Source organism: Acidovorax sp. LjRoot38, from assembly GCF_964252975.1.
Taxonomy (GTDB): Bacteria; Pseudomonadota; Gammaproteobacteria; order Burkholderiales; family Burkholderiaceae_C; genus Acidovorax; species Acidovorax facilis.
In genome coordinates this window covers 222,910-245,234 of sequence record NZ_CAXUPT020000004.1, presented here as the reverse complement: position 1 = coordinate 245,234, position 22,325 = coordinate 222,910, and the positions used below count along the sequence as shown (strand labels likewise).

Below are 22,325 nucleotides of genomic sequence, written 5' to 3'. Positions count from 1 at the left end.
CTCGCACCCCACCATGACCACCCCCAAGCGCAAACTCCGCTCCGCCGAATGGTTCGGCACGGCCGACAAGAACGGCTTCATGTACCGCAGCTGGATGAAGAACCAGGGCATCCCCGACCACGCGTTTGACGGCCGGCCTGTGATCGGCATCTGCAACACCTGGTCCGAGCTGACCCCGTGCAATGCTCACTTTCGCAAGATTGCCGAGCATGTGAAACGCGGCATTTACGAGGCGGGCGGCTTTCCGGTGGAGTTCCCGGTGTTCTCCAACGGCGAATCCAATCTGCGCCCCACAGCCATGCTCACGCGCAACCTGGCCAGCATGGACGTGGAAGAGGCCATTCGCGGCAACCCCATCGACGCGGTGGTGCTGCTGGTGGGCTGCGACAAGACCACACCGGCCCTGCTGATGGGCGCAGCCAGCTGCGATGTGCCCGCCATCGTGGTCACGGGCGGGCCCATGCTCAACGGCAAGCTCGACGGCAAGGACATCGGCTCGGGCACGGCCGTGTGGCGCCTGCACGAGTCACTGAAAGCCGGCGAGATCAACGAGCACCAGTTCTTCGCGGCCGAGGCCGGCATGTCCCGCTCTGCCGGCACCTGCAACACCATGGGCACGGCCAGCACCATGGCCTGCATGGCTGAATCGCTGGGCACATCGCTGCCGCACAACGCAGCCATCCCGGCGGTGGACTCGCGCCGCTATGTGCTGGCGCACATGTCAGGCAAGCGCATTGTGGAAATGGCACACGAAGGGCTCACGCTCTCCAAGATCCTGACCCGCGAAGCCTTCGAGAACGCCATCCGCACCAACGCCGCCATCGGCGGCTCCACCAACGCGGTCATCCACCTCAAGGCCATCGCAGGCCGCATCGGCGTACAGCTGGACCTGGAGGACTGGACGCGCATTGGCCGTGGCACGCCCACGCTGGTAGACCTGCAGCCCTCGGGCCGCTTCCTGATGGAAGAGTTCTACTACGCGGGCGGCCTGCCCGCCGTGCTGCGCCGCCTGGGCGAGAACGGCCTGCTGCCCCACCCCAACGCCCTCACCGTCAACGGCAAGAGCCTGTGGGACAACGTGCGCGAAGCGCCCCAATACAACGACGAGGTGATCCGCCCGATCAGCAACCCGCTGATTGCCGACGGCGGCATCTGCATCCTGCGCGGCAACCTGGCGCCGCGTGGCGCGGTGCTCAAGCCCTCCGCCGCCTCGCCCGAACTGCTCAAGCACCGGGGCCGCGCCGTGGTGTTCGAGAACCTGGAGCACTACAAGGAGCGCATCGTCGATGAAAACCTGGACATCGACGCCAGCTGCGTGATGGTGCTCAAGAACTGCGGCCCCAAGGGCTACCCCGGCATGGCCGAGGTGGGCAACATGGGCCTGCCGCCCAAGCTGCTGCGCCAGGGCGTCAAGGACATGGTGCGCATCTCCGACGCCCGCATGAGCGGCACCGCCTACGGCACCGTGGTGCTGCACGTGGCGCCCGAGGCGGCAGCCGGTGGCCCGCTGGCAGCTGTGCGCGATGGCGATTTCATTGAGCTGGACTGCGAGAACGGCCGCCTGCACCTGGACATCAGCGACGAGGAACTGGCAGCACGCCTGGCCGCATTGGCTGGCGCGGACAACGGCGGACGCGGCGGCTACCAACGCCTGTATGTGGACCACGTACTGCAGGCGGACGATGGCTGTGACTTTGACTTCTTGGTCGGCTGCCGGGGGGCTGCTGTGCCCCGCCACTCGCATTGATGTGCCCCACTGAGGCGATCGTCGCCGTCAATTGCTACAGATTCAATAGCTACCAGCGCTTATTCAAATAGCGCTAGAGGCATATTTCACTCAAATTTTTACCCGCACCCGCCATGCCAGCCACCCATTCCCTCCAGAACCCTCGCTACCGCGGCATCTTCCCCGTGGTGCCCACCACGTTCCATGAAGACGGCCGCCTCGACCTCGACAGCCAGAGGCGCTGCCTTGACTTCATGATCGACGCCGGTGTGGATGGCGTCTGCATCCTGGCCAACTTCTCCGAGCAGTTCTCGCTGTCCGATGCCGAGCGCGAAGTCCTCACCCGCACATCGCTGGAGCACGTGGCGGGCCGCGTGCCGGTGATCGTCACCACCACCCACTACGGCACCCGCGTGTGCGCCGAACGCAGCCGCGCCGCGCAGGACATGGGCGCGGCCATGGTGATGGTCATGCCGCCCTACCACGGTGCCACCTTCCGCGTGCCCGAGGCGCAGATTTACGAGTTCTATGCCCGTGTGTCGGATGCGATCCGCATTCCGATCATGGTGCAGGACGCGCCCGCCAGCGGCACCGTGCTTTCGGCCCCCTTCCTGGCCCGCATGGCGCAAGAGATTGAAAACCTGGCCTACTTCAAGATCGAAGTGCCCGGCGCCGCCAGCAAGCTGCGCGAGCTGATCCGCCTGGGTGGAGACGCCATCGAAGGCCCGTGGGACGGCGAAGAAGCCATCACCCTGCTGGCCGACCTGGATGCGGGCGCCACGGGCGCGATGACGGGCGGTGCGTTCCCCGACGGCATTCGCCCCATCATCGAAGCCCACCGCCAGGGTGACATGGACCAGGCGTTTGCGCTCTACCAGCGCTGGTTGCCCCTCATCAACCACGAAAACCGCCAGGGCGGCATCCTCACGGCCAAGGCACTGATGAAGGAAGGCGGCGTGATCGCCTGCGAGGCAGGCCGCCACCCCTTCCCGGCCATGCACCCTGAGGTGCGACGCGGCCTGATCGACATCGCGCGGCGGCTGGACCCGCTGGTGCTGCGCTGGGCACGTTAAGCAGGACACCCATGGTGCCTGCACGTTATCTGGTGCCCGCCGAGGCGGGCCTGATTGCCCTGGACTGGGGCACCAGCGCATTGCGCGCCTTCCACATGGGCGCGCATGGCGAGGTGCTGGAGACGCGGCACCGCCCCTGGGGCATCATGAACCTGCCACCCGCCACCGCGAGCGTGGCAGACGGCGAGCCCGGTGCCGCGTTTGAACGCGCACTGCAAGACACCTGCGGAGACTGGCTGGCCGCCACACCTGGCCTGCCCCTGCTGGCCTGCGGCATGGTGGGCAGCGCCCAGGGCTGGCGCGAGGCCAAGTACCTGCCGACGCCCACCTCGCTCGATGCACTGGCGCGGGGCCTGACGCTGGTGGAGCGGCGCGACGGCCCGCCGCTGCACATCGTGCCGGGCCTGTTGCAGCAGGGCGCGCTGCCCAACGTGATGCGCGGCGAAGAAACCCAGGTGCTGGGCGTGCTGGCGGGCCTTGCGCTGCCTGCGGATGCGCCCGTGCTTATAGGCCTGCCCGGTACGCACAGCAAATGGGTGCTGGCACGCCAGGGGCGCATCGAGCAGTTCCACACCTTCATGACCGGCGAGGTGTTTGCGGCCCTGCGCGGTCACACCATCTTGGGCAAAACCATGCAGGCCACTGCCACGCCCGACGACGAAGCCTTTGTGCGCGGGCTGGAGGTGGCGCGCGGAAGTGACGCCGCACTGGGCTTGCTCTCGCACATTTTCAGCACCCGCACGCTGGGGCTGACCGGCGCGCTGGCGCCTACCGCGCAAGCGGACTACCTCTCCGGCCTGCTGATCGGGTACGAGGTGGCGAGCCTGAGCCGCGCACAGGATCAAACCCCGACAACACCACAAACGCTGGTGCTGTGCGGCGAGCCCGACCTGTGCCGCCGCTACGCCATCGCGCTGCAGACCTGTGGCTTTGCCGCCCCCGCCATCGCCACGCAGGCCACGGCCACTGGGCTGTGGCAGATCGCGCTGGCAGCAGGGCTGGTCGTTGCGCCCTCCCCCTCACACCCCTTCACCGCCGGGAGTCTGGCCGCATGAACCCCATAGACAAAGCCCTGTTCCACATCCTGCAGCGCTGCGGGCTCATCGCCATCCTGCGCGGCGTGCAGCCGCACGAGGTGGTGGCCATCGGCCACGCGCTGTACGACGCGGGGTTTCGCATCATCGAAGTGCCGCTCAACTCGCCCGAGCCGCTGGCCAGCATCCGCGCACTGCGCGATGCACTGCCAGCCGACTGCCTCGTGGGCGCAGGCACCGTGCTCTCCATCGATGCCGTGGCCGATGTGGCCGCAGCTGGCGGGCAGATCATCGTCATGCCCCACAGCGACCCCGATGTGATCCGGGCCGCCCGCGCTGCCGGCATGGCCTGCGCGCCTGGCGTGGCCACGCTGACCGAGGCCTACGCCGCGCTGGCAGCGGGCGCCAACATGCTCAAGCTGTTCCCTGCCGAGGCGCTGCCGCCCCATGTGCTCAAGGCCTGGCGCGCCGTCATCACGCCGCCCATGGCACTGGTGCCCGTGGGCGGCATCGTGCCCGAGAGCATTGCGCCCTATGCCGCCGCTGGCGCCAGCGGCTTTGGCCTGGGATCGGCCCTGTACCGGCCCGGTGACCAGGCCCCCGAGGTGGCGCACAAGGCTGCAGCGTTTGCGCGGGCGTGGCAGGAGTCCTTTGGCACCGCGCCCGCCACGGCCTGAACCGCCCCCCTACTCGTTCCAGACAACCCAGCACTTCTGAACCGACTGCCCATCCCCCATGAAGATCACCCGACTCACCACGTTCATCGTCCCGCCGCGCTGGTGCTTCCTCAAAATCGAAACCGACGAAGGCATCACCGGCTGGGGCGAACCCGTGCTGGAAGGCCGCGCGCACACCGTGGCCGCTGCGGTCGATGAACTGGCCGACTACCTCATTGGCAAAGACCCACGCCACATCGAAGACCATTGGACCGTGCTGTACCGGGGCGGCTTCTACCGGGGCGGAGGCGTGCACATGAGCGCACTGGCCGGGATAGACCAGGCCCTGTGGGACATCAAGGGCAAGGCGTTGGGCGTGCCCGTGTCCGAGCTGCTGGGGGGCAATGTGCGCAGCCATATCAAGGTCTACAGCTGGATCGGCGGAGACCGCCCCAGCGAGACAGCCGCCGCTGCCCAGGCCGCCGTGGCGCGCGGCTTCACGGCCGTGAAGATGAACGGCACCGAAGAGGTGCAGTACGTGGACAGCTACGACAAGGTGGAGCGCTGCCTGCAGAACGTGGCCGCCGTGCGCGAGGCCGTGGGGCCGAATGTAGGGATTGGCGTGGACTTCCACGGCCGTGTGCATCGGCCCATGGCCAAGGTGCTGGTCAAGGAGCTGGAGCCCTACAAGCTCATGTTCATCGAAGAGCCCGTGCTGAGCGAACACGAAGAGGCGCTGAAGGAGATCGCCCGCATCTCGTCCACCCCCATCGCCCTGGGCGAGCGCCTGTACTCGCGCTGGGACTTCAAGCGCGTGCTGCAAGGCGGCTATGCGGACATCATCCAGCCCGACCCCTCACACGCAGGCGGCATCACCGAGACCCGCAAGATCGCCAGCATGGCCGAGGCCTACGACGTGGCCCTGGCCCTGCACTGCCCGCTGGGCCCCATTGCCCTGGCCGCCAACCTGCAGCTGGACGCCGTTTGCTACAACGCCTTCATCCAGGAGCAAAGCCTGGGCATCCACTACAACCAGGCCAACGACCTGATGGACTATGTGTCCAACCCAGGGGTGTTTGCGTACCAGGACGGGATGGTCGCCATCCCCACCGGGCCGGGGTTAGGGATTGAGGTGAACGAAGACTATGTGCGCGAGCGTGCGCAGGAGGGGCACCGGTGGAGGAACCCGGTGTGGCGGCACCGGGATGGAAGTTTTGCGGAGTGGTGAGGGGGTTGGGCGCCTTGCTATTGATGCGGCGCGGTTTATTTCAGAGTATCGATGGCGCTGTACCTCAGCTTGCCCAGGGCTTCGGCAGCCTCGGCTCGAACGGGGCTCATGAATGGATTGCGCCAGATCAATAGGCCAGGAGCAGTCGCGCGGTTCCATCTTTCGAACCCTAGCTTGCACGTGGAGGACTCATTCCAGCTCAGAAAAAATCAGAGCGACTTGGGCAAATCACTGGCTGCAAAAAGCGCCACACGAGCTTCGTCAAGCACCTCGACAAGCTCATCTGCGACAAACTGTCTGCTTCCGATTTCAAGCAAACCTTCGCCTTGCAACACATGTGCCAGCCGGTAAGCCCGCTCTAACAAGGCAGCAGCCTCAAGCAACTCCTTTTTTCCGCTCATGCTGTGTCAGTCTGCCTGGATCAGGTTGGCTGCACCCAACCCGAGGAACACCATAAAAAGCGCCTTCTGGAAGACGGGACCGACAAGGCGGCTACGTAGCAGCTCACCAAGCTTGAGCCCGCTCAATGCGCCGATCAATGCTCCACCGACTGCAATAGCAACAGACGACGAGATCAACCCCAAAGGGGCGGACATCTGCACTTTCACGGCGAGCGACAGAGTGGCCACGGTGAACGAAAGGCCCAGCGCTTGCACCATCTCGTCCTTGCCCAGCCGCAGCGTCTGCAAGTAGGGAACCCAGGGCAATACGAAGACGGCAGTGAGTGCCGTCACGAACCCAGTGGCCGCGCCTGTCGGCAGGCTGATCCATTTGCTGGTGAGTGAAAGATCGGGCAGCTGAGGTCGCCACAAGCCCCAGATGCCATAGGCCATGAGAATCCCGCCCAGCAAGCCCTTGGTCGTTTGTGCGGAAACGGCGTCCCCCAGACCGGGCGCGCTCACAGTCACGATCGCGATTGCCAGCCAACCAGGCCACAGCCGGGATACCAGTGAGCGCAGGTGAGGGCCACGGCATTGCGCGATATTGGTTGCCAGCGAGGGTATGACCAACAGTGCGGCCGCTTGCACAGGGGGCATCCACAGACCGAGCAAGCTCACGGCCACTGTAGGCAGCCCCATGCCGGTGACGCCCTTCACACCACCGGCCAGAACGAAAACAACGACCACCATCAAGAGCTGCAATATGTCCATGCCCTATGGTGTATGCATGGCTCAAGTGCTGTCCATCGGATAGCAGTGAACAGATCCTTCGCGTATTCCGTAGGATGGCGGTCATGAGTACCCCTAAGCGCCGCACCACGGATTACCGCGTTGATCCGTTTGACCTGCACCTCTTTGCCGCCGTGATGGAGCATGGAACCATCACTGCCGCTGCTTCGTCCGTGAATCTGTCGTTGGCTGCGGCCAGCGCTCGCCTCAAGGGTCTTGAAGACGCGACCGGTTCGCGGTTGTTGGAGCGGTCCAAGTCGGGCGCAATACCCACCGATGCGGGACGCGCTCTGCTGCGCCATGCCAACCGCGTGCTGGCTGAGCTCGAATCGCTGCATGTAGAGATGGCGAGCTTTGGTCATGGATTGCGCGGGACCGTTCGGCTGCTGTGCAACACAGCCGCCATGTCCGAGAGCCTTCCGCGCACGATCGGCCAATTCTTGGTGAAGACCCCTGATCTTGATGTGGACGTGCAAGAGCTTTCGAGCGAGGCGGTCGTAGAGGCATTGCGCCGTGGCACCGCCGACCTGGGCATCGTCGCCGATTACGTGGACTCCTCTGGGCTGCTTGTGCAGCCATGGGTCGATGACCGTCTGGTGGCACTCTTGCCAAAGCGCTGGTCTTTGGGCCGCCGCCGTTCCGTGGCGTATGGCGAATTGCTAGTGCATCCCTTTGTGGGTTTGGCCCGGGAGAGTGGACTCAGCCGCTTTCTGGCAGCCCAGGCCAGTCGCAGTGGCCGGGTCCCGCGCCATCGGGTGCGTCTGGGCGGATTTGACGCTGTCGCGCAATTGGTAGCCGAAGGCGTGGGAGTGGCGGTGATGTCCGAAAGCGCGGCTGCGCGCTTTGCCAAGTCAGGCACCCAGATCCTAGGACTATCTGATGCTTGGTCTCGGAGAAAGCTGCTCGTTTGCATGACCCCGGCAGGCAGCGAACTGCCCAGCGTGAGCGCACTGGCCAATGCGCTGCTGACAGCGCGACCGCAGGCCGGGAGCCGGTGAGCAGAGGACGTTGGCAGGGTATGGGATAAGGATTGCTGTTGCCCTGTAGCCTGCTATCAGCGTCAGAAAACTGACCGGCTGCAAACCCTGCGCTGCAGCCTCTCGCAACCGCTTCCAATTTTCCTGCGGCATAGACGGCCACACGACAACAACTTCCGGTTGTTAGCCCAATGGCGGGCAGGAGCGCCCTCATTCAGGCCCCTGGGGACTCATTGCTTCAACCTCGGAATGTCACCGTGGGGACGCTCACATTTTTATAGCTGCTAGCGCCCACCCATATTGCGCCCGGTGCCGATCACACCCCCAACTCCTCTGCAACCCTGTTCTACCCTTGTCCAAAAATCAGTCCCTGCCAGACACTGTGATTAAAATCAGTGTCACGCCAGCCCACCCACCCCGCCATGACGGTGCTGCCCTCCCCCACTTCGGACTCCCCGCCCTCCACCCCCATCACCCGCTTTCACCGCGCGCGCCTGATGCAGATCTGGCGCTCGGCAGGCTGGCCGTGCAAGGATGGGCTGGAGATTGACCTGCTGGCTGCGGGCCTCATCAGTCTGCACATTGCGGCCGATGGTTGCGAGACCCTGCGCCTCACCGACGAAGGCATCCGCACCCTGGCACAGGCCCGCCAGCGTGGCGTGCGGGCGCTGAGCCTGCACGACCGGCTGGGGCAGAAGTTTGCGGCGCAGTTGCTGGCTTCGGGGCGCATCGTGTGGACCGAACTGTCACTGCGCGCGGTGATCGACACCGTGCCGATGGGGGATGTGGTGCCGCCTGCGGCCACAGCCGATGCACCCACCAACACCGAGCCCGCCATGGCACCGCTGTGGGCCGAGGCTGACCACGCCCCCGCTGCCCGCGCTGCCGCCAATGTGTGGCGCATGGCCCGGCCCGATCTGTTCTCGGTGCGCAATACCTCGGTGCCCGCCTACCTGCAGCCCATGGTGCACGAGGTGAAGGCGAGCCGGGCCGACCTGCTGTCAGACCTGCGGCACGACGCCAAGCGGCAGGCCTATCAGTGGCTGTGCGAGGAGTGTTACTACGTCTTCCCGGCAGGCATAGCCGAGCCCGAAGAGATCCCCGAGCACTTCGGCATCTGGGTGCTACATGGCAGTGTGGAGGACGGGCGCTTTGAGCTGCTGCGCCCCGCGCGGCACAACCGCTGCACCCTGCCCTTTTCTGTGTGGATGGCGCTGTGCAAGGCCACGCCGCTGCGCAGCGATGACGACATGGCTCAGACCCATTTGGGAGAGCCTGCCCCGCCCGCCAACGACACCCCGACCACCCCGCCATGACCTACACCGTGGCGGTGCGCGAGCTGTGCGAGTTCACCGCCAAGCAAGGCGACCTGGACCTGCGCTTTACGCCCGCACCCACCGCGCTGGAGGGCATGGCGGGCCATGCGGTGGCAGCGTCGCGCCGGGGTGCAGGCTACCGCGCCGAGGTGGCACTGAGCGGCAGTTACCAAAGCCTGCGCGTGCGCGGCCGGGCCGATGGCTACGACCCCGCGCAGCAGCGCATCGACGAGGTCAAGACCTTCAAAGGGCGGCTGGACCGCCAACCCGCATCGCACCGCCACCTGCACTGGGCGCAGGCCAAGGTGTATGGCTGGCTGCTGTGCGAGCAGGAGCAGCTGGCGAACATCGACGTGGCACTCGTGTATCTGGACGTGGGCACGCAGCAAGAGACAGTGTTCACCGAGCGTTGTAGCGCCGACGACCTGCGCCAGCACTTCGAGGCCCAGTGCCAGCGCTTCATTGCCTGGGCCGAACAGCAGGTGGCCCACCGTGCCGCACGCGATGCGGCATTGACCACTTTGGCGTTTCCATTTGGCGGCTTTCGCACCGGCCAACGCCCGCTGGCCGAGGCCGTGTACAAGGCGGCAGTGGCGGGCCTCTGCCTGCTGGCCCAGGCGCCCACGGGCATTGGCAAGACCATGGGCACGCTGTTCCCACTGCTCAAGGCTGCGCCTGCGCAGCGCATCGACAAGGTGTTCTTTCTGGCCGCCAAAACCTCGGGGCGGCAGATGGCGCTGGATGCGCTGGCGCGCCTGTCCAACAACGCACCCGCACTGCCCCTGCGCGTGCTGGAGCTGGTGGCGCGCGACAAGGCGTGCGAACACCCCGACAAGGCCTGCCACGGCGAATCCTGCCCGCTGGCCCGGGGCTTTTACGACCGGCTGCCTGCCGCCCGCGCTGCCGCCGTGGCCCCCGCCAGCGCAGACAAACCCGCGCTCGTCCTGCAACAAGCCCGTGTGCGCGACGTAGCCCTGCAGCATGACGTCTGCCCCTACTACCTGAGCCAGGAACTGGCCCGCTGGGCCGATGTGGTGGTGGGCGACTACAACTACTACTTTGACCTGGGCGGCCTGCTGCACGGCCTGGCCCAGGCCAACCAGTGGCGCACGGCGCTGCTGGTGGACGAGGCGCACAACCTGGTGGAGCGCGGCCGCAAGATGTTCACGGCCGAGCTGCACCCCGCCGCCTTGGCCCAGGCCCGCAGCAGCCACACCGCTGCGCAGCATGCGCCGGTGAAAAAGGCGTTGGACAAGGTACGCCGCGCCTGGGTGGCGCTGGACAAGGCGCACCCGGCCACGTACACGGTGCTCGAAACCTTCCCCGACAAGCTGCTGGCCGCGCTGCAGCAGTGCACCACCACGCTCACCGAACACTTCACCGACCACCCCACAGAACCCGACAGCGCGCTGCAGACCTTCTATTTCGACTCCCTGCACTTGCAGCGCATGGCCGACCTGCTCGATGCGCATTCGATGGTGAACATCACCCAAACTTCGTCAGGCCCCCACCAGCGGGCCGCTAAACCCGGCGATTCCGTGGTCTGCATCCGCAACGTGGTGCCCGCGCCCTTTCTGCAACCGCGCCTCGCTGCGGCACACACCAGCACCTTGTTCTCGGCCACGCTGCAGCCCGCGCGCTACTACGCCGACCTGCTGGGCCTACCTGAGGACCATGTGTGGGTGGATGTGGAATCGCCCTTTGCGGCACACCAGCTGCAGGTGCAGGTGGCGCGCCACATTTCCACGCGCTACCCGCACCGCGCCGCGTCGCTGGCGCCGATTGCGGCGCTGATGGCACAGCAATTTCGCGAGCGGCCCGGCAACTACCTGGCGTTTTTCAGCAGCTATGACTACCTGCAGCAGGCCGCTGCACTGTTTGCGCAGCAGCACCCCGATGTGCCGCACTGGTGCCAGTCGCGCCGCATGCTCGAAAGCGAGCAGCGCGAGTTTCTGGCGCGCTTTACCGACAGCAGCCAGGGCATTGCCTTTGCCGTGCTGGGTGGCGCGTTTGCCGAGGGCATCGACCTGCCGGGCCAGCGGCTGATAGGCGCCTTCGTCGCCACGCTGGGCCTGCCGCAGGTCAACCCTGTCAACGAGCAGATCCGCGAGCGCATGCAGGCACTGTTTGGCGCGGGCTATGACTACACCTACCTCTACCCGGGCCTGCAAAAGGTGGTGCAAGCCGCAGGCCGCGTGATCCGCACGCCCAGCGACGAGGGCGTGGTGCACCTGATGGACGAGCGCTTTGCACAGGCCCAGGTGCGCAGCCTGCTGCCCGCGTGGTGGCAAACGCGCTAAGGTGCGGGGCACAGCCACCTTCCCCCCGCCAACCGCCCATGCTGACCGACGACGAGCGCTCCGCCTTCCTGCAATCCATCGCCCGCGTGCGGCAGCGGGCAGCGCAGGTGCTGCGGCAGTCACAAGGCGCGGATGACACCGTGGCCTTCATCGCGCAACTGCACCGGGGGCTGGACACTGTGGCCGAGCAGGCCCGCACCACCGGCCCCCAGCCGGCCTGCCAGGCGGGGTGCGCCCACTGCTGCCACCTGCGGGTCGAAGCGACCGAGCCCGAGGTCTTCCACATCGCCCAGTACCTGCGTGCCCAGCCCGCAGAGGCATTGGCCGATGCCCTCAGCGCTCTGCAGCGGCATGTGGCCACCGCCGCGCTCAACCCCACCAACCCTGCACGCCAGGCCTGCAGCTTTCTCGTGGATGACCGCTGCAGCATCTACCCCGTGCGCCCCGCCGCCTGCCGCAAGGCGCACTCGTTGTCAGCCCAACACTGCGCAGAACAATCCGCCACCATCCCGCAAAACCTGCGCCTGCTGGTCGATGCCGAGGCCCTGATGGCAGGCACCGCCCTGGCCTACCGCGACCAGCCCCTGCCCGCCAGCGCCCACGAGCTGAACGCCGCCGTGCTGGCCGCCCTGAAAGACCCCACCGCCCAGGCGCGCTGGTACCAGGGCGATGCAGCCGCCTTGATGCCGAAGGACGCGCAGAATTGATTGGCGAATTGACTTCCATCAAGCCCCACCCTGCGCAGCAGCACACAATGCCCCACCGTCGATAGAGGAGGCTGGGAGCTTTCCCCCTTCACATCGCGTGCCATCCACACCACCGCCCCATCGCCTTGATGAACATGCCATCGCCCCTGCGCTCTGCTCTCCTTCTAATGGCCGCTACGCTGACCCTGCCCCTGCTGGGGTGCAAAAAGCCCGAAGCCAGCGGCCCCGCGCAGACAGGTTTTGACGCGCTGGCAGCAGCGTGCACCCAGGCCCTTGCTGCGCGCGAGCCCCATGTGCGCCCCGGGGGCAGCGGCGAATGGATCAAGACCGGATACGGCCCCGCCCTGGTACAGCCCGAGGTCACCCGCACCGAATCAGCCGTGACCCCCTACGTGGGCAAGATCGTCATCAAAGACAACGAGGCCCAGGCCACCGCCACCACCGAAGCCGCCGCCCAGGCCATCACCCTGACCCCGGCGCACCTGCTCTCCAACCGCACCCACACCTTCATTTACAGTTTTGATGGCAAACAATGGCGCTGGCAGAACGGCCAGCGGCTGACCAAGATACCGGGGCAAAACGACCGGCTGGACGCCCTGACGCTGGCGGATGTGGATGCGGCGGGGCCGAAAGGGTTTGCGGGGTGTTTGCCGCGTTGATTGGCGGCAATTAGTATCAGATTGATAGCTGCTAGGGAAGCTCTTCACGAATCGGTTCTGGCCGTGCCGTAGCGACGCCCGAACTAAAACAGCACCCGCTTTGGGTAATTGGGCACGCCCAGCAGGCGCTGCGCGAGGGCAATTGCCCGGCTTCGCGGGGGTCTTACGCCCCCTGCACGCGCACCTGTCCCTTGCAAGCCATCAACTTGTGCCTTGCCATCCACAGATTTGACAGCGCAAACAGCGTAACGATCTGCGCCGTGTTCTTCTTGAGTCCACGGTAGCGCACCTTCACATACCCAAACTGCTGCTTGAGCACTCGAAACGGGTGCTCCACCTTGGCCCGGATGCTGGCCTTGGTGCGCTCGAGCTGGTCAAACAGAGCCTCAAGAGGTTTGTCTTTGTCCAAAGCCCGGCGCAATCCCGGGCGCATGGCCACATGCCAGCGCACGGTTGGCTTGGCATCCGGCCGCTTGTCCACTCCCTGGTAGCCCGCATCACCAAAGGCATCTGTCTCCTGCCCGTGCAGCAGGCTGTTGGCCTCGATGACATCACCGACATTGCCGCTTGTGCCCCGCACACTGTGCACAAGGCCGGAGTCCGCATCCACCCCAATGTGGGCCTTCATACCGAAGTACCACTGGTTGCCCTTCTTGCTTTGGTGCATCTCTGGGTCGCGCTCGCCGCTTTGGTTCTCGGTGGAAGTGGGCGCAGCAATCAGCGTGGCATCCACCACCGTGCCTGCTTTGAGCTGCAGCCCTTTGGCCTGCAGCAGCGCATTGACCGTGGCCAGGATCTGATCGGCCAGCTTGTGGCGTTCCAGCAAATGCCTAAAGCGCAGGATGCTCGATTCACTGGGGATGTGCTCGTCCCAGTGGGACAGGCCTGCGAAGTCGCGAAAGGCTGGCACGTCGTGCAGGGCTTCTTCCATGGCGGGATCGCTGAGCTTGAACCATTGCTGCATGAAATGGATTCGCAGCAGGGTCTGCACTGCAAAGGGCTGCTGACCCCGGCGTCCGGCTTCGGGCGCGTACGGCTCTATGAGCGAGACCAGTTCAGTCCAGGGCACCACCAGTTCCATGGCGTCCAGGAACTCGCGCTTGCGGGTGCGCTTGACTGTGTTGCTCAGGCCCAGGCTGCTTTGCTTCATGCGACTATTGTCTGGGCTTCAGCCCTCCGCACAATCACATCGCTTGGGGATTCATGCAGAGAATCCCTAGCGCTTTTACAGAAAGCGCCAGAGCCCGATTTGATTGATTTCTTGATGGGAGAAAGTTTCTCATCCGGTGGTGCCGGGCTGCGCTATAGGCCCGGGATCACACGGCAGACCTGTGAAGGTTTCTCTCCCACGAATGGCCTGCGTCGCTTGGTCGGCAAGGAGGTGCCAAGTCTCTGGGCCCCCAGCTCGCACCATTGCACTGCAGCCCCCCCAACACCACAGAATTTGCACCTCGGGCTACGGCAAACACGCGGACGAAAGGCCCGATCTTGATGGACTTGCCCATACAGGCGCCAGGGCGTGCTGCCCCTCAAACTGCAGGCGTACCAGACCACATTTCGTGCAGGTCTGGGAATTTCCATTTGTCGGGGTCTTCGCGCGCCACGATCTTCTCGGTGCAGCCTGGATCGGCCAGATCGACGATGGCGGGAGGAATGCGCAAAGCCGACTTGCTCGAAAAAAAGACGTTCACCTTGGGCGTGGTCAGCGATTGCCGTCCCTGTTCAGTCACCACGCCAATTCGCCCGGAAGTCAGCCGCACCAGCGAGCCCACCGGGTAGATACCGATACTCTTGACGAAAGCCTGGAACAGCTGGGGGTCGAAGTGGCCCTTGGTCCACTCGGCCATGCGGCGCAGTGACTCTGAAGGGTCCCATCCTCGCTTGTAAGGTCGGTCGGATGTGATGGCGTCGTAGACGTCGCAAATCGCCGTCATGCGTGCAATGAGACTGATCTCATCGCCCTTCAGCTTGTCAGGGTAGCCTGTACCGTCCATCTTTTCGTGGTGGTGGAGGCAGGCATCCAGCACCGCGTCTTCCACATTTCCGCCTTCCTTGAGCATCTTGTAGCCCTCAACCGGATGGCTCTGAACAACGACGAACTCGGTGTCGGTGAGTTTGCCGGGCTTGTTGAGCACGGCCAGTGGAATAGCGGCTTTTCCCAAGTCATGCAACAGACCCGCCATGCCAGCGCTGCGGGTGTGCTCTTCATTGAGGTGGATTTGCTTGGCAAGCGCCACCATCAGGGCGCACACCGCCACCGAATGCATGTAGGTGTAGTCATCCGCCGTCTTGAGCCGCGCCAGGCTGATCAGTGCGCCAGGGTTGCGTGTGACCGAGTCGGATATTTCCTCCACCAGGCTGCGGGCATTTTCAGAATTCACGGCCTTGCCCATGCGCGCTTCGCGGAACATGGAGGCAACTGCCTGCTTGGACTCCACACAAATCGAAGCCGCTGCCTGCAATTCGCTGTGCATGGATGCAGGCGCCCGGTCGCGCTCGCGGCGCGCCGGTGGCGGCTTTCGAGGAGGGTCAAGCACTAGCGAAGGCAGGCTGTCGAGCATGCCGAAATCAGTGTCCACTTGGAAGTCGGCCTCTGCGCGGGATACGGAGCGCACACCGGCCGCAACGTCCAACCCCTTGGAGGTGTCGATCCACACCTCTTCAATGGCGGCCGCCTGGATTCGGGCCAGGTCCTTGGGATCTTTGAGCACAAATTTGGCACGCCAGAACGGATGATCCATCCAGGAACCGCAGAAGTCATGCACATACATGCCCTGCCTGAGATTTTCGGTGCTGATGCGCTTGAGCATGGGATTTCCGGTTTGTCAAAATTGCAGGCAGCAAAAGTGATCCACTGACAAACACGGCCCCCACCAGCACAACGGCATTCGCCACCAATTCGCCCACTGCGAGCCTGAACGGAGCATGATCCTTCTGATTGCGCTAACTACCCAACGCCTGACAGCGAACGCTGCCCCGCGGTCGCTGGTCCCGTCTCTGTCATTCCGGCATTTCTGAGCACTGGGTACTATTGCTCCAGGGCCTATTTCCAGCCGTTTTCCGTTTTGGGCGTTGTCCCAAGCCGGACGGCACGGGCCAACGCGGGTTTTACCGAGTGCGTCGTCTTCTTGAACGAGGAGCCCAATGCAGCTCGGGCTTGTGCGGTGGCGATGCTTGGGCCAGCAACACTTGCGCGTTGGTCAGACAACTTGAACACGGCCACGGCCTCCACCAACTGTTGCGCCTGCACCCTCATGCTGTCTGCGGCTGCGGCGCTTTCTTCGACCAGGGCTGCGTTCTGCTGGGTCGCCTGGTCCATCTGGCTCACCGCGTCGCCAATCTGCGCAACGCCTGCACTTTGCTCTTTGCTCGCCGAGCTGATTTCTCCCATGATGTCAGTAACACGCTTGATGGAGCCCACAACCTCCGTCATCGTCGCACCGGCTTTGTCCACAAGAACCGTGCCCGCCTCAACGCGCTCCACACTGGCACTGATGAGGTCCTTGATCTCTTTGGCTGCTTGCGCAGAGCGCCCCGCAAGGTTGCGCACTTCAGCGGCCACCACCGCGAAACCCCGACCTTGGTCGCCCGCACGCGCCGCTTCAACAGCAGCGTTCAACGCAAGGATGTTGGTCTGAAAGGCGATGCCATCAATGACGCTGATGATGTCGGCGATCCTCTTGGAGCTTTCGTTGATGTCCTTCATGGTGGCGACCACCTCGCTCACGACTGCGCCCCCATCGATGGCGACAGCGCTGGCACTCTGAGCCAACTGGTCCGCCTGATAGGCGTTGTCGGCGTTCTGTTTGACGGTCGAGCTGAGCTCCTCCATCGAAGCCGCTGTCTCTTCGAGTGCCGAAGCCTGCTGTTCGGTGCGCCCCGAGAGATCGTTGTTGCCCTCCGCGATCTGGGCGCTGGCCGTGGCGATGCTATCGGCCGAGCTGCGAACCTGTCCTATCAATCCCACCAGCTGACCCTGCATGGCGCCCATGGACGCCAACACGCTACCACTGGGTGCGGCATCAGCGCCATGCACGGGGCTGAGATCCCCTTGGGCCACCCGTTTGGCCATATCGCTGAGTTCACCCGGCTCCGCACCGAGCGAGGTCGCCAGACGCCGAGGAATCAGCCAGCCAAGGACCACAGCCAGCAAAACAGCAAAGGCGCTGATGACAACCAGCATGGTGCGTTGGGAGACATATGCGATGGCAGATGACTCGACATTGAGCTTCGCCTGTTCGCCGCTGTAGCGGATGTAGTCACCTACAGCCGTCAACAGCGCCTCCAGCAGCGGTCGGCACTCGTTGTTCATTTTGTCCACGGCTTCATCTTGCTTGCCTGAAGCCGCCAGTTCCACGATAGCCACTGCCACGGGGCCATATTGGGATTCAATCTTTCCGATGGCGCTGACCAGAGCACGCTCGCGCTCATTGGCGTCTGCAGCGCCTGAAACTGCATCGTTCAGCGACTTGAGCGTTACCTGGAGCTGCGCATGGGCGTTGACAGCCATGGACTTGGCTGACTGGCGGTCGGAATCCTTCTTGACGAGGACCATGTCCCGCACGCCGATGGCGCGGCGGTTGGCGAGAGTACGCACGTCGGTGGCCAGGCTCTCGCGTTCCGCAGCGCCATGAACATAGCCAGAGAAACGGTCGTTTGCACCGCTCAACCCGTGTAGGGCAAACAAGCTGACGACCAGTACCAGCAGTGCAAGCGCACCGAACGCCAGCGAGAGGAGCTTCTTGATGGAGAGGTTTTTCATTTTTCTCTTCGCGGGGACAGCAGTAGTTCGTTACTCGACCAGGGCGTTGATTGATCCAACGGCCCTTGCCACAGATTCAACGGAAAACGGACAACACATTTTGAATCAAATTTGTTTGCATGCCGCAAATTTATTTGCGATAAGAAAATGTTGCGTCTCATTGATGCACTACGCTGTGGTTAAACTGCCCCTCCCGCTCCCTCCCTTTGATACATGTTCCCCAAAACCCTGACCCTGATCGATGACGACCAGGTGTATGTGGATGGCCTAGCCGGCTATTTGCGCGGCGAGGGGATCGTCGTGAGTACGTTCGCTGATGGTCGCGACTTCCTCGCGCACCCAGATCCCTACGGTTTCAACTTCTACATTGCCGACCTGATGCTGCCCGGCATTGACGGAACGGAGTTGATCAAAGTCCTGCGCATGCGCACCAATGCAGGGGTTCTGGTCGTTTCAGGACGCGCCTCGGCGGATACCTTCAAGGAAGTCATTCGCGCCGGAGCGGATATGTATTTGACAAAACCTGTGGTGTTCGAGCAGGTCGCGCTGGCCATAGAAGCCGTGCAACGGCGGGCCAGCGCCATTGATCCCATTCAAAGCATGTGGCGGCTGGACGGACGCGTTGGTCAATTGATTGCACCCGATGGTGCCGTGGTGGACCTGAGCGATGTGGACCGAACCCTGATCGAGTGCTTCGTCAAAGCCAACGGAGAGGTTGTGCCCCGCGAGACCTTGCTCGCCCAACTGGGCAAGACCGCAGACTTTGAGGCATCCGGGGGGCTGAACGGCACCATTTTTCGGCTTCGTCGGCGCATCGAGCGTGCGACGCCAGGAGCCGTACCCCTACAAACCAAATCCGGGGTGGGCTACGTTTTTCGCGCTCCACTGCGCATGATGTGACTGCCTTACTACCTGACTGCGTGACTGCGCTATTCGCTCATCTCCGATTGGTGGATGGTCAACCTCAGGGTGGTCCCTTCAGCCGCCGTACCTATGACTCCGACGGTGCTGCCGTGCAACTGCATAACCTGCCGGGCGATGTAAAGGCCCAGTCCATGGCCAGCATTCTTGTGATCGCCTCGTGCGCCGCGCGTGAAGAGTTTGTCCCGTAGCTCTGAAGAAAAGCCCGGCCCCGTGTCGGTCACATCCACGATCAAAGCCAAAGGCTCATCTGAATCAGCCACTCGCACCACCACCTTCGACCCGTTGGGGCTGAACTTCAACGCGTTTGACAATACGTTGCGCAGGGCCAGTCGCATCAGGCTCATGTCCATGACCACCGTCCGTGTGGTCGTCTCCCTGAGCACCTGGATGCGGTTGCGTTCGCTTTCGGGCAAATCCGCGATGACGATGCGAATCCACGTGTCAATGTCCGTGTCATCCAGCGCAATGGAGTCCGGCCGCGCCAGCAGCGAGGCGACGGCAAGGGTGTTGTCGATGCTGGTCAACACTTGGCCGATGACGGCTTGGGCTTGCACAACCCGCTCGGACGCGCCCCCCATGCCCGCACCACGCATCTCGGCCTGAGCGCTCTGCATTGCGGCGGAGGCGTTGTTCAGCGGTTGCCTCACTTCGTGGGCAAGAACATAAAGCATTTCCGTGCGTTCCCGCAGCAGCACCTCCACCTCGGCGGCATGCTTTTCGATCTGTGCACGCTGCTCCTGTTCCCGGCGCAGGGCTTCCTGGATTTGCTTCAGCTCGGTCAGTTCGGTGACCTGCACCATGAAACCCTGCACGACTCCATCGACGATATGCGGGATGTACTCCGCCAAGCTGTTTCTCTGCACACCCCCTGGCCCCGGTACGATCCGCTCGAATATCTGCCGTTTGCCCGCCAGCGCTCCGCGAATGTAAGGCTCGTTTTTCGCGAACAACTCCGGGCCCAGCAGGTCGCGAATGGAGGTGCCCAGCAGCTTCTCGCGGCATACGCCAAACCATCGCTCGTAGGCCTGATTGGCGAACCGGCACAGCAATTGGCTGTCCCAATACGCGAGCATCGACGGAACCTGGTCCACCAATAGGCGCCTATGGTGCTGGGCATCAGGGTCAAGGTCGGACATCGTGGTACTGAAATGGAGGACTGTGGATGTGCCCATTCTGAACTCAATCAGAACCCGATAGGTCTTGACAGTCCCGTCTCTACGCGCTGATGAAGAGCCAGTACGCGCACCGCAGGGATGCCGAAACGGCAATCGCACGCGTCCAAAAAACACACCCCGATTTACCCTGAAATCAACCGTTTTCGGCGCTGTTCCAAGCCAAACGGGGGTGGCTCGCACGGTATTCTGAATATTCAGTGACACAAACGGCAAGAGGGACCGTGCATGAGAAATTTCAAGATATTCACGAGACTGCTGGTGCTGGTGGGCGTGCTCTCTGCCCTCCTCGTAGCGCTGGGGGCCATCGGCCTGTTTGGCATCGCTAGGTCCAACGCGGCGATGGAGTCGATGTACCAGAACCGCATGCAGGCCCAGCGGGCGGTAGCCGACTTTCGCTACCTGACCACCCGCAATCGGCAGTTGGTATCCAACGCGCTGCTGTCGCCAGCACCGGAGAAAGTGGCCAAGGCCATTGAAGAGGCAGAGGCCAACATCGGCAAGAGCGACCAGGCCTGGGAGGCTTTGCTGGCCACCGCCATGAGCCCCGAGCGGCAGAAGTACATCCAGGCCATTGGCGAGCAGCGCCAGAAGATCATGAAAGAGGGGCTGGCCCCCGCGCTGGCAGCGCTGAAGGACGCCGACGTGGCCACGGCGCGGGTGTTGGTGGTGCGCAAGTTCGACGACCTGTACGACCCCATAGGCAGCGACATGGGTGCGCTGCTGGCCCTGACCCAAAAGGAAGCCCGGGACGAGTACGACGCTGCCGTGCAGCGGTTTGGCACCATCCGCTGGATCGTGATTGGCTCGATCGCCCTCGGGGTGCTGTTTGCCGCACTCTTTGGTGTGGCCCTGGTGCGTGGCATCACGCGGCCGCTGCAGCGGGCCGGACAAGTGGCGGATGCGGTGGCCCATGGCGACTTGAGCCAGCCCATCGACACCAGCGGCAAGGACGAGGTGGCAGCCGTGATGCAGGCCCTGGCGGCCATGCAGGCCAGCCTGTCCAACGTGGTGGCAAGTGTGCGCCAGACCTCCGACAGCGTGGCCAACGCCAGCACCGAGATCGCCCAGGGCAATCTGGACCTGAGCAGCCGCACCGAACACCAGGCCAGCGCGCTACAGGAAACCGCCGCCTCCACCGAGCAACTGAGCAGCACGGTGCGACAAAACGCAGACCATGCCCTTCAGGCCAACCGGCTGGCCTTGAGCGCCAGCACGGTGGCGGCCGAAGGCGGTGCCATGGTGGCCGAGGTGGTGCAGACCATGAAGGGCATCCACGAAAGTTCCCAGAAAATCGCCGACATCATTGGCGTGATCGACGGCATTGCCTTTCAGACGAATATCCTGGCGCTGAACGCGGCCGTGGAAGCCGCCCGAGCCGGCGAACAAGGCCGGGGCTTTGCCGTGGTGGCCAGCGAGGTGCGCAACCTGGCTGGCCGTTCGGCCGACGCGGCCAAGGAAATCAAGCTCCTGATCTCCACCAGTGTGGAGCGTGTGGCACGTGGCACCGCACAGGTGGACAAAGCCGGTGCCACCATGACCGAGGTGGTCAACGCCATCCGCAGCGTCACCGGCATCGTGGGCGAGATCACCGCAGCCAGCAGCGAACAAAGCACCGGCGTCACCCAGATCGGCGAAGCGGTCAGCCAGATCGACCAGGCCACCCAGCAAAACGCAGCGCTGGTCGAAGAAATGGCCGCCGCCGCCAACAACATGCGCACCCAGGCACAGGATCTGGTGAACGCCGTGGCGGTATTCACGCTGCCGGGCCATGGGGGTGGCGGTGGCAGGATGCGCGGCCGCGTCCCGGCCTTGGCCCTGAGTGCGGCGTAAAGACTGCGCCTACCCAGCGCCTCTAGCCGCCACCCAGCGCCAACGCCACCAAGGGGCTTGCAGCACGCTGCAGGCCTGAGTGATGCCTTTCGCAGGTGCGCGCGCGGCTCAGCAGCTCGTTGTGGCACCCTGGTTTTCGATATGTCCCAGGGCGCGGGCGACATATTCCTCCTTCTCGCCCACCGGGGCAAAGTAGTGGATGACCTCGCGGACCGCCTCGGGCCCTGCCAGCCTCGCGATCAACCAGGCGGCCAGGTACTGCGCCGACAGGCACCCGCCCGCCGTGGCCACGTTTCCCTTGGCAAAGAAAGGCTGGTTCAGCACGGTGACACCAGCCTCTTGCACCCAGGGTTTCGTGGTCAGGTCGGTGCAGGCCGGCACGCCGTCAAGCAGCCCCAACTTGGCCAGGATCAAAGCCCCCGAACACTGAGCGCCCAGCAACTGGCGCGCCGGATCGAAGGCGAGCTCCGCCATCAGGGCGGCGTCCTGCACCACCTCACGCGTCTTCACGCCGCTGCCCACCAGCACGGCATCGGCTGACCGCGCATAGGGCAGCAGCGACTGGGCCTGCACCGTCACGCCGTTCATGGAACGCACCTGGTCTGTAGGGCAGCACAGCGACACCTCCCACCCCGGTTTCTTCACCCGGTTGAGCAGGCCGAGGGCAATCAGGGAGTCGAGTTCGTTGAAACCGTCGAAGGTCAGGATGGCGATGCGCATGGCGATGGAGTCCTGTTCTGTAGCGGAAAGGAGAGTGAATGAGGCACGGAATGTGCGAAGCGCATCCTA

At 64.0% G+C, this 22,325-nt stretch carries 19 protein-coding genes; 12 read left to right on the top strand and 7 right to left on the bottom strand.

What is annotated here, in order from left to right:
• The first annotated feature begins 13 nt into the window (after positions 1 to 13).
• From ACSQ22_RS08870 to dgoD, 5 genes are all read left to right on the top strand, one after another.
• Positions 14 to 1,747, top strand: coding sequence for an IlvD/Edd family dehydratase (locus ACSQ22_RS08870; protein WP_436130083.1), 1,734 nt, complete (start codon positions 14 to 16; stop codon positions 1,745 to 1,747).
• Positions 1,748 to 1,860: 113 nt separating this feature from the next.
• Positions 1,861 to 2,799, top strand: a complete 939-nt coding sequence (locus ACSQ22_RS08865) for a dihydrodipicolinate synthase family protein (RefSeq protein WP_436130082.1) — start codon at positions 1,861 to 1,863, stop codon at positions 2,797 to 2,799.
• 11 nt (positions 2,800 to 2,810) lie between these two features.
• A complete protein-coding gene (locus ACSQ22_RS08860; protein WP_436130081.1) occupies positions 2,811 to 3,854 on the top strand; it encodes a 2-dehydro-3-deoxygalactonokinase in 1,044 nt (347 codons plus the stop codon).
• A complete protein-coding gene (locus ACSQ22_RS08855; protein WP_436130080.1) occupies positions 3,851 to 4,510 on the top strand; it encodes a 2-dehydro-3-deoxy-6-phosphogalactonate aldolase in 660 nt (219 codons plus the stop codon). Before ACSQ22_RS08860 ends, ACSQ22_RS08855 begins: the two co-directional genes overlap by 4 nt.
• Positions 4,511 to 4,568: 58 nt before the next feature.
• A complete protein-coding gene (dgoD, locus tag ACSQ22_RS08850; protein WP_436130079.1) occupies positions 4,569 to 5,717 on the top strand; it encodes a galactonate dehydratase in 1,149 nt (382 codons plus the stop codon).
• A 209-nt stretch (positions 5,718 to 5,926) separates the two neighbouring features.
• Here the strand turns inward: dgoD and ACSQ22_RS08845 are convergent, their stop codons facing one another.
• Together ACSQ22_RS08845 and ACSQ22_RS08840 are read right to left on the bottom strand one after the other, a co-directional pair.
• Positions 5,927 to 6,118, bottom strand: coding sequence for a hypothetical protein (locus tag ACSQ22_RS08845; protein ID WP_436130078.1), 192 nt, complete (start codon positions 6,116 to 6,118; stop codon positions 5,927 to 5,929).
• Positions 6,119 to 6,124: 6 nt separating this feature from the next.
• The gene (locus ACSQ22_RS08840; RefSeq protein ID WP_436130077.1) at positions 6,125 to 6,868 is read right to left on the bottom strand and encodes a sulfite exporter TauE/SafE family protein; all 744 of its coding nucleotides are present in this window, start codon (positions 6,866 to 6,868) and stop codon (positions 6,125 to 6,127) included.
• A gap of 83 nt (positions 6,869 to 6,951) precedes the next feature.
• Here ACSQ22_RS08840 and ACSQ22_RS08835 point away from each other — a divergent pair, with 83 nt between their 5' ends.
• The 5 genes from ACSQ22_RS08835 (at position 6,952) to ACSQ22_RS08815 (ending at position 12,845) form a co-directional block, all read left to right on the top strand.
• Positions 6,952 to 7,884 (top strand): LysR family transcriptional regulator, encoded by a 933-nt coding sequence (locus ACSQ22_RS08835; protein ID WP_436130076.1) that lies wholly within the window; start codon positions 6,952 to 6,954, stop codon positions 7,882 to 7,884.
• A gap of 401 nt (positions 7,885 to 8,285) precedes the next feature.
• A complete protein-coding gene (locus ACSQ22_RS08830) occupies positions 8,286 to 9,179 on the top strand; it encodes a hypothetical protein (protein WP_436130075.1) in 894 nt (297 codons plus the stop codon).
• Complete coding sequence (locus ACSQ22_RS08825) at positions 9,176 to 11,479, top strand: ATP-dependent DNA helicase (RefSeq protein WP_436130074.1); 2,304 nt, start codon at positions 9,176 to 9,178, stop codon at positions 11,477 to 11,479. Before ACSQ22_RS08830 ends, ACSQ22_RS08825 begins: the two co-directional genes overlap by 4 nt.
• A 38-nt stretch (positions 11,480 to 11,517) precedes the next feature.
• On the top strand, positions 11,518 to 12,186 hold the full coding sequence (locus ACSQ22_RS08820) for a YkgJ family cysteine cluster protein (RefSeq protein ID WP_436130073.1): 669 nt from the start codon (positions 11,518 to 11,520) through the stop codon (positions 12,184 to 12,186).
• Positions 12,187 to 12,353: 167 nt separating this feature from the next.
• Positions 12,354 to 12,845: a hypothetical protein gene (locus ACSQ22_RS08815; protein WP_436130072.1), complete on the top strand. Its 492-nt coding sequence runs from the start codon at positions 12,354 to 12,356 to the stop codon at positions 12,843 to 12,845.
• A 163-nt stretch (positions 12,846 to 13,008) separates the two neighbouring features.
• On the opposite strand, the gene ACSQ22_RS08810 is transcribed toward ACSQ22_RS08815, so the two are convergent.
• From ACSQ22_RS08810 to ACSQ22_RS08800, 3 genes are all read right to left on the bottom strand, one after another.
• Positions 13,009 to 13,995, bottom strand: a complete 987-nt coding sequence (locus ACSQ22_RS08810; protein WP_436130071.1) for an IS5 family transposase — start codon at positions 13,993 to 13,995, stop codon at positions 13,009 to 13,011.
• A gap of 379 nt (positions 13,996 to 14,374) precedes the next feature.
• Complete coding sequence (locus ACSQ22_RS08805; RefSeq protein WP_436130070.1) at positions 14,375 to 15,655, bottom strand: HD-GYP domain-containing protein; 1,281 nt, start codon at positions 15,653 to 15,655, stop codon at positions 14,375 to 14,377.
• A 233-nt stretch (positions 15,656 to 15,888) separates the two neighbouring features.
• Positions 15,889 to 17,607 carry a methyl-accepting chemotaxis protein gene (locus ACSQ22_RS08800; RefSeq protein ID WP_436130069.1) on the bottom strand — a complete coding sequence of 573 codons (1,719 nt, stop codon included), beginning with the start codon at positions 17,605 to 17,607 and terminating at the stop codon, positions 15,889 to 15,891.
• Between the two features lie 213 nt (positions 17,608 to 17,820).
• Here ACSQ22_RS08800 and ACSQ22_RS08795 point away from each other — a divergent pair, with 213 nt between their 5' ends.
• On the top strand, positions 17,821 to 18,507 hold the full coding sequence (locus ACSQ22_RS08795; protein WP_436130068.1) for a response regulator transcription factor: 687 nt from the start codon (positions 17,821 to 17,823) through the stop codon (positions 18,505 to 18,507).
• A 29-nt stretch (positions 18,508 to 18,536) separates the two neighbouring features.
• On the opposite strand, the gene ACSQ22_RS08790 is transcribed toward ACSQ22_RS08795, so the two are convergent.
• Positions 18,537 to 19,667, bottom strand: coding sequence for a sensor histidine kinase (locus ACSQ22_RS08790; RefSeq protein WP_436130067.1), 1,131 nt, complete (start codon positions 19,665 to 19,667; stop codon positions 18,537 to 18,539).
• A gap of 264 nt (positions 19,668 to 19,931) precedes the next feature.
• Between ACSQ22_RS08790 and ACSQ22_RS08785 the strand changes: the two genes are divergently transcribed.
• A complete protein-coding gene (locus ACSQ22_RS08785) occupies positions 19,932 to 21,536 on the top strand; it encodes a methyl-accepting chemotaxis protein (protein WP_436130066.1) in 1,605 nt (534 codons plus the stop codon).
• 108 nt (positions 21,537 to 21,644) lie between these two features.
• Here the strand turns inward: ACSQ22_RS08785 and ACSQ22_RS08780 are convergent, their stop codons facing one another.
• Positions 21,645 to 22,256 (bottom strand): DJ-1/PfpI family protein, encoded by a 612-nt coding sequence (locus ACSQ22_RS08780; protein WP_436130065.1) that lies wholly within the window; start codon positions 22,254 to 22,256, stop codon positions 21,645 to 21,647.
• Positions 22,257 to 22,325 lie beyond the last annotated feature (69 nt).

Excerpts from the sequence above, each read along its gene's own strand:
- ACSQ22_RS08870 (WP_436130083.1), top strand. The coding sequence starts at position 14 with ATGACCACCCCCAAGCGCAAACTCCGCTCCGCCGAATGGTTCGGCACG.
- ACSQ22_RS08865 (WP_436130082.1), top strand. The coding sequence starts at position 1,861 with ATGCCAGCCACCCATTCCCTCCAGAACCCTCGCTACCGCGGCATCTTC.
- ACSQ22_RS08860 (WP_436130081.1), top strand. The coding sequence starts at position 2,811 with ATGGTGCCTGCACGTTATCTGGTGCCCGCCGAGGCGGGCCTGATTGCC.
- ACSQ22_RS08855 (WP_436130080.1), top strand. The coding sequence starts at position 3,851 with ATGAACCCCATAGACAAAGCCCTGTTCCACATCCTGCAGCGCTGCGGG.
- dgoD (WP_436130079.1), top strand. The coding sequence starts at position 4,569 with ATGAAGATCACCCGACTCACCACGTTCATCGTCCCGCCGCGCTGGTGC.
- ACSQ22_RS08845 (WP_436130078.1), bottom strand. The coding sequence starts at position 6,118 with ATGAGCGGAAAAAAGGAGTTGCTTGAGGCTGCTGCCTTGTTAGAGCGG.
- ACSQ22_RS08840 (WP_436130077.1), bottom strand. The coding sequence starts at position 6,868 with ATGGACATATTGCAGCTCTTGATGGTGGTCGTTGTTTTCGTTCTGGCC.
- ACSQ22_RS08835 (WP_436130076.1), top strand. The coding sequence starts at position 6,952 with ATGAGTACCCCTAAGCGCCGCACCACGGATTACCGCGTTGATCCGTTT.
- ACSQ22_RS08830 (WP_436130075.1), top strand. The coding sequence starts at position 8,286 with ATGACGGTGCTGCCCTCCCCCACTTCGGACTCCCCGCCCTCCACCCCC.
- ACSQ22_RS08825 (WP_436130074.1), top strand. The coding sequence starts at position 9,176 with ATGACCTACACCGTGGCGGTGCGCGAGCTGTGCGAGTTCACCGCCAAG.
- ACSQ22_RS08820 (WP_436130073.1), top strand. The coding sequence starts at position 11,518 with ATGCTGACCGACGACGAGCGCTCCGCCTTCCTGCAATCCATCGCCCGC.
- ACSQ22_RS08815 (WP_436130072.1), top strand. The coding sequence starts at position 12,354 with ATGGCCGCTACGCTGACCCTGCCCCTGCTGGGGTGCAAAAAGCCCGAA.
- ACSQ22_RS08810 (WP_436130071.1), bottom strand. The coding sequence starts at position 13,995 with ATGAAGCAAAGCAGCCTGGGCCTGAGCAACACAGTCAAGCGCACCCGC.
- ACSQ22_RS08805 (WP_436130070.1), bottom strand. The coding sequence starts at position 15,655 with ATGCTCAAGCGCATCAGCACCGAAAATCTCAGGCAGGGCATGTATGTG.
- ACSQ22_RS08800 (WP_436130069.1), bottom strand. The coding sequence starts at position 17,607 with ATGAAAAACCTCTCCATCAAGAAGCTCCTCTCGCTGGCGTTCGGTGCG.
- ACSQ22_RS08795 (WP_436130068.1), top strand. The coding sequence starts at position 17,821 with ATGTTCCCCAAAACCCTGACCCTGATCGATGACGACCAGGTGTATGTG.
- ACSQ22_RS08790 (WP_436130067.1), bottom strand. The coding sequence starts at position 19,667 with ATGTCCGACCTTGACCCTGATGCCCAGCACCATAGGCGCCTATTGGTG.
- ACSQ22_RS08785 (WP_436130066.1), top strand. The coding sequence starts at position 19,932 with ATGAGAAATTTCAAGATATTCACGAGACTGCTGGTGCTGGTGGGCGTG.
- ACSQ22_RS08780 (WP_436130065.1), bottom strand. The coding sequence starts at position 22,256 with ATGCGCATCGCCATCCTGACCTTCGACGGTTTCAACGAACTCGACTCC.